The sequence below is a fragment of the Thalassospira sp. ABD4_177 genome, assembly GCF_056160125.1.
Map to the genome: position 1 here is coordinate 66,789 of NZ_JBSWWO010000006.1, position 6,325 is coordinate 73,113.

5 protein-coding genes are annotated in these 6,325 nt (G+C 54.6%); 3 read left to right on the plus strand and 2 right to left on the minus strand.

Translation table 11 applies throughout. The features are described from left to right. The first annotated feature begins 118 nt into the window (after window positions 1–118). Window positions 119–898 carry an EF-hand domain-containing protein gene (locus tag ACXAF0_RS19065; protein ID WP_475347408.1) on the plus strand — a complete coding sequence of 260 codons (780 nt, stop codon included), beginning with the start codon at window positions 119–121 and terminating at the stop codon, window positions 896–898. A gap of 3 nt (window positions 899–901) precedes the next feature. Here the strand turns inward: ACXAF0_RS19065 and wecB are convergent, their stop codons facing one another. After that, window positions 902–1,996, minus strand: a complete 1,095-nt coding sequence (gene wecB, locus ACXAF0_RS19070; protein WP_475347409.1) for a non-hydrolyzing UDP-N-acetylglucosamine 2-epimerase — start codon at window positions 1,994–1,996, stop codon at window positions 902–904. Window positions 1,997–2,311: 315 nt separating this feature from the next. Here wecB and ACXAF0_RS19075 point away from each other — a divergent pair, with 315 nt between their 5' ends. After that, window positions 2,312–2,899, plus strand: coding sequence for a hypothetical protein (locus tag ACXAF0_RS19075; RefSeq protein ID WP_475347410.1), 588 nt, complete (start codon window positions 2,312–2,314; stop codon window positions 2,897–2,899). 70 nt (window positions 2,900–2,969) lie between these two features. Here ACXAF0_RS19075 and ACXAF0_RS19080 read toward each other — a convergent pair whose 3' ends face one another. Continuing rightward, a complete protein-coding gene (locus ACXAF0_RS19080; protein ID WP_475347411.1) occupies window positions 2,970–4,763 on the minus strand; it encodes a chloride channel protein in 1,794 nt (597 codons plus the stop codon). A gap of 368 nt (window positions 4,764–5,131) precedes the next feature. Here ACXAF0_RS19080 and ACXAF0_RS19085 point away from each other — a divergent pair, with 368 nt between their 5' ends. After that, window positions 5,132–6,304: a multidrug effflux MFS transporter gene (locus tag ACXAF0_RS19085; RefSeq protein ID WP_475347412.1), complete on the plus strand. Its 1,173-nt coding sequence runs from the start codon at window positions 5,132–5,134 to the stop codon at window positions 6,302–6,304. Window positions 6,305–6,325: the final 21 nt, after the last annotated feature.

A 6,325-nucleotide genomic window follows, 5' to 3' on the forward strand; every position in this document is an offset into this window, starting at 1 on the left:
CGTGCAAAATCGTCGCTAAATGCGCTGTTTTTCAACTTGAGTTGAATTTTTTGCGCCAGTTTTTGCCGGCCTATACGTGTGCTTAAGCATCAGAGCAATTCTCAAACAAGGCGGGAAAATGAGCGGTATCAACGGCATGGGCGGCAACATTGCCCAGTTACTTGGTCAAAACGGTCAAAATGCGAGTTCCACTTCCGGCACAGATACCGTGTCGGGCGCAGAAGCATTTGGGTCGCTTGCACTTTTCAGTCTTCAGAACAGCGGCGAGAACAGCTCGGACGCCATGACTGATTTGACGTCGAAAAGTGAGGCCATTACCGGCCAACTGTCAGATTCCATTCTGTCGATGCTTATGGAACTGCAGGAAACGAGTACGACGACAGATGGCAACAGCAGCTTTGATGCTCAGCAACTGTTTTCGGACATGGACGCAGATGGTGATGGGACACTGAGCAAAGATGAATTCATGTCTGCTGCCCCTGATGACGTGACCGAAGAGATGTCAGAAAACCTTTGGAACGTTATGGCGGGTTCAGACTCAGATAGCATTTCCGAAGAAGATTATCTTGCTGCCATGACTCCGCCTCCTGGCGCAATAACTGCCGAAGAGACTGAGAGCAGCTCTGACGAAACGTTGACGGGCTACGCTGCATCTCCTGGCGAAGACGGCACCTACGACCCCCTTGATACCAACGAAGACGGCGTTGTTAGCTTTTCGGAAATCATGGCCGCTGCACCAGCAGATGCAACCCCGTCTGCAAGCAGCCTGCCTGACGTCAGCAACGAAGCAGAGCTTACAGAAGTCTCCGCCCAACAGACTGAGCAACCTGCAACCACCCCGCTTGATCCACGCAATGAGTCCTTCAGTAACAAGTTGATGGCTCAGGTAATTGGCTAACACCTAGCTGGCTGAAAACTCTTCAAGCACGTTAATGATCCTGCCAGTGGCCTTACCATCCCAAAACGGGATTGAAGTGGCCCTTCTTGGAAGTGTCATCTCTCGTAATCGACACATCACGGAGGGCAGCAATTCTTCTATATCGACCAGCCTGTTGGTTCCCTTGGTGATGGTGATCGGACGTTCTGTCGATCTACGCAGTGTTAGACAGGGCACACCAAGGCAGGTTGTTTCTTCCTGCACCCCGCCGGAGTCCGTGACCACGACACCGGCATCCTGCATCAAACTTGCAAACTCGACATAGCCCACCGGCGGCAGAAACCGAACTCCCGCGGCACTCAGATCATCGATCGAACTTAATGCTACAAGGCGCTTTTGTGTTCTAGGGTGAAGGACAAAACAGATTTCTGCTTTGTCGGCGAGTTCCTTCAATGTCTGACATATCTGACCAAGCCTGACGGGATCATCGACATTGCCTTGCCGGTGCAATGTCACAAGGACATAACGCCCCCTCTGCACGCCAACCTTACTGGCAGCATCTGCCTGATCGATTTGCGGTCGCATCATTGCCAGTGTGTCGGCCATGATATTGCCAACCAGCTTGATACAGTCTGCCTCTATCCCCTCGGCAATCAGGTTTGCGTCTGCATCCGTTGACGGCGTCAGCAAAAGATCCGCTTTATGATCTATGGCGATGCGGTTGTGCTCTTCCGGCATGTCGGGTTCATAACACCGTAGCCCCGCTTCGAGATGCACAAGGGGTATTGCCATTTCTGCCGCGACCATCGCAGCCGCCCGGGACGAATTCACATCCCCAACGACCAGAACCATGTCAGGTCGATTTGCATGGCACAACGCCTCATAGGCCCGCATCATGTCGGCGACGGGATCGCTGTTTTCTGACGCCGCCCAGTTCAGGACGTGACCCGGGTCTGGCAATCCGAGTTCCCGCCAAATCGCCGAGGACATCGCATCATCGCGATGCTGGGCGGTATGGACAAAAGAAGGACGTATGACCGGATGGTTCCGCAACGCGCGCCACAGTGGTGCAATCTTCATGAAGTTGGGTCTGGCGCCGGCAATGAGGTGGAGCTTCATATCTTATCGACACGCATCCTGCTTCTGGGAAAGTTCGACCGTCTTGCCATAGCCTAATAGATAAGTCCGGCGCCTTGTAACCTTCTTTGGTATCGGTATTTTCTGCCGTCTATCGCGGCTGGCTGGCTGTCAGAACGGCCTGCGGCCTTATTGCGCTATTCAATCGTCTTCGCATGTAATTTGCGAACCCTTGCGTCCCGCAACCGTGGTCTGAAAATTGCTTTGATTTCTGATGGTAAGCATGCCTGACGCGCCCAGAGACATTCGGGGGGTGTTGGCCGTGCTTTGTGCATCCCAGAAGAAAGGTATCTCGCAATGAGTACTATTTTTGGATTGGGCAACGGGTTGCCGATGTCAACCCGGGCCAGTTCCGCGGAACGGCCAGGTGCACACGAAGGTATCGAAGGTTTTAGCGCAGGTAGCGCTGCACCTGTAGCAAGCGTCGGTGCAATCGGATCTGAGGGGGGCTCGTCGAAAAGCCAGCTTTCGGATGCGGTTCAATCCGTCATGCTTGAATTTCAGGATATCGGAAGCGGGTCATCAAGCTTTGCTGCGGCCATGGATGCCGTCAAAGCCAATGACAGCGCAAACGGTATCAAGACTGCCGATGACGTCGTTTCCTCAAATTCCGATCCGGCAAATGACGACCCTGCACTTGCTGAGCAGGATGCCGAGGAGGAGTTCAAATCAGCCCTTCGTGACAGTTTCAGTCCGCCAACAAAGGACGAAAAACAGAACGAAAAGGCCGAGATTGAAAAACGCAGGGAACGTCAGGAGATTGATGACGCAGTCGAGCAGGCTGCAACTGATCTTCCCGAAGACGTTGCCGGTCTTGATAGCCGGGTCGCAGCCCAGGTCATGTCTGGTCAGCCAGCACGACAGCAACCCGCATTGGCCGCCTGATCATATCGGCCATAAAACCTTGAACAGAGCAGCGCCTCACAGCGCTGCTCTTTTCTTTTGTTTGAAAAGATCAGAACAGCTTGGGCGGCGCATCGCCGCGTTCTTCGCTTTGAAGTTCAAGCAACGCGTTGTTATAGGCCATCATCGCGTCCTTTTCATGGACGAACCCGATGATATGGCGTTCCTCGGCACTGTTAAGGACCGGCAGATGTTCCTCGCCGGTTTGTTCCATCAATTTGATGGCCTTTTCGATACTATCAGTGCGATACAGCACCGGCGGTTTTGATCGTGCGACCTGGCCTGCCGTTACCTCATCTCCCAACTTGGGATCAAAGGCGGCATGACGCAAATCCGTCAGCGTGATCGTGCCATGCAACTTGCCCTGGTCATCAATGACAAACAGTTCCGAATATGGAGCATTGATCAGTTTTTCGCGCACTGTCGTCAGCCCCTCGCCAAGCGGGACGGTTTCGTATTCCCGCTTCATGATCTCGGCGACCTTGATCGTACGCAGCAAATTGACTTCCCGGCCCCAGCGGGTCGAAACGCCACGGCATTTCAATTGCCACTGGAAGAACGATCCGCCCTGGAATTGATCCATCACCACCGTCGCCAGAACAGACGCCACCATGACCGCCGCCGTCAGGGCATAGTCACCGGTCAGTTCGAAAATGATCAACGTGGTTGAAATCGGCGCGCCAAGGACAGCCGCCGCCACGGCACCCATGCCAACAAGCGTGTAGGCCGAATAACCCGATGACAGGGCAGGGAAGACGTTGGTCGCGATAATACCAAACGCCCCACCCAGCATCGCGCCAAGGAAAAGGGCCGGACTGAACATGCCGCCGGCAAAACCAAGGCCCATGCAGATCGACACCACAAATCCCTTGGCAAGCAGCAAGCCGATCAGGAAGGTCAGGTTATAGCTTTCATTGAGCGCATCGTTCATCGCCCCATAACCGACACCGACAATCTGCGGAAAGAGTAGTGCGACCAGCCCGACAATCAATCCGGCCACCGCGGGTCTTACCCAAAGCGGTGCATTGGTGCGGTTTGCCGTTTTTTGGACAATCGGAATGGCGCGCACGACCAGCACCGCTGCGATCCCGGCAATAATCCCCAAAAGGGCAAAAGCCGGAAATTCCCAGAAAGACTGAATATCATGCCCCGGAATCAAAAAGGCGACTTCATCACCATAATAGATCCGCGTGATCACCGTTCCGGTCACCGATGCCAGCACGATCGGCGCAAAGGCTGTCAGGGCGTAGTGACCAAGTGCGACTTCATGGGCAAACAGCGCCCCGGCCAATGGCGCATTGAACGATGCCGCAACGGCGGATGCCACGCCACAGCCCAACAAGGTTCTTGAGGCTGAACGACGCAAATGAAGAATGCGCGCCAGCCACGCCCCGAAAGATGCCCCCATATGAACAACCGGCCCTTCCCGGCCAAGGGACGCCCCACTGCCAAGCGAGACAGCGCTGGCAATCGCACTTTTGATCCCGCATCGTGTTGACATGCGGGCGTCGTGGAAGGACGCGGCATCAATGACGTCGGCAACCCCGTGCGGGCGCTTTTCAGGCAGAAACTTGTAGATGAAAATACCGACAATCAGCCCGCCAACCGTCGGCGCAAGAATAAGCTGCCAGACCGGTATTTCGCTGAGATGGCGGTGAAGGGCTTCTTCCCCGGTTCCGAAAAATAGCGACTGAATGAACAGCAACCCGTCGCGAAACAGGATCGTCCCGCCCCCGGCCAACGCGCCGACAAGCAACGCCAAAATCGACAGAACCAGTTGCTCGCTTTTGACGATGCGGCGCAGACGGTTCAAAAAGATGTTCGATTTCAGAAGCTTTTCAGCCATATCAGCAATACCGGGGTTGGCGAGAAGAAACGTATCAAGATCATAGGATCACGTTTTCCTGCGAATAAAGGGTAAAGACAAGCACTACCACGGTTATTTTCGCATTTCTGACACCCATTGATTGATCAGGGTGGATGTGTAACAACAAGTGACCCGGGTTCAGGGCAACCCCAGTGCCGCGATCCCGTTTAAGAAAACCGTCATTGCCAAAAACACACGAATTGCACCATTCTGCTCGCGCTACGTGAAAGCGGGGCCAGAAACGCCACCAATTGTTCTCAACGGAACCAAAAATAATGAATGACCCTCGACCAACGGGTACGCAGGCGGCTCGGCCGTTGCCAGGACTTGTTGAATTTATATGCTTGATGGCGATCACCATCGGTCTGGTCGCGCTGTCGATTGACAACCTTTTGCCGGCCTTTGGCCCGATTGCAGTTGATTATGGCATCGAAGACGGCAACCGCATGCAAATGCTGATATATGTTTTCATGATCGCGTTTGGCCTGATGCAGATCGTCTATGGTCCGCTTGCTGACAGCTTCGGCCGTCGCCCCACCCTGATTGCAGGTCTTGGCATCTATTGCGTTGGCACTGTTATGGCGATTTTTGCCGACAGCTTCGAGTACCTTCTTGCCGCACGTTTTGTGCAGGGCCTTGGGGCTGCTGCGCCGCGCGTTCTGACCATGGCAATCACCCGTGACTGTTTTGAAGGTCGCGAGATGGCGCGCGTCATGTCGTTTGTCATGATGGTGTTCATTATCCTGCCCGTCTTCGCCCCGGCATCAGGCAGCCTGATCCTCGCCCTGGCCAACTGGCATATGATCTTTGTCAGTACGCTTGTCCTCGCGATTGCGATTGTCTGCTGGTACCTGCTGCGCATGCCTGAAACCCTGCATCCGGAATACCGGCACAGATTGTCGCTGCGCCGGGTCGGGCGGGACATCAAAACCACGGTGACCAACCGCCAAACGCTTGGCTATGCAACCGCCATGGGCATGATGTTTGCCTGCCTGATGGCCTATATCGGTTCGGCCCAGCAGATTTTTGAAACCGAGGTCTATGGCCTTGGCGTCTGGTTCCCGCTGGTCTTCGGGATGATTGCCGCCTGCATGAGCGTGTCGTCCTTCGTCAATGCGCGCCTGGTCCGCAAGATCGGCATGCACAAGATTTCTCATATCGCATTGTTCGTCATGACCGGCAGCAGCCTGATCAATGTTCTGATTGCGATTTGGTTTGATGGCCAGCCGCCCCTGCCGCTGTTTGGTATCGGCCTGACCACGATCCTGTTCTGCTTCTCGCTGACCATGCCGAATTTCAACTCGCTGGCGATGGAACCCGTCGGCGCGATTGCCGGTACCGCATCCTCGATGATTGGCGTTTACAGCACACTGATTGGTGTGATTGCCGGTGGCATTATCGGTCAGCAGTTTAACGGTACCGTAATCCCGCTTCTGGTGGGTTACTTCTCGCTCGGGCTGATTGGCATTGTGATTGTCGGCATTACCGAACGTGGGAAATTCTGTCGCCCCACACACTAGGGCGCATTATCCCTAAAACAA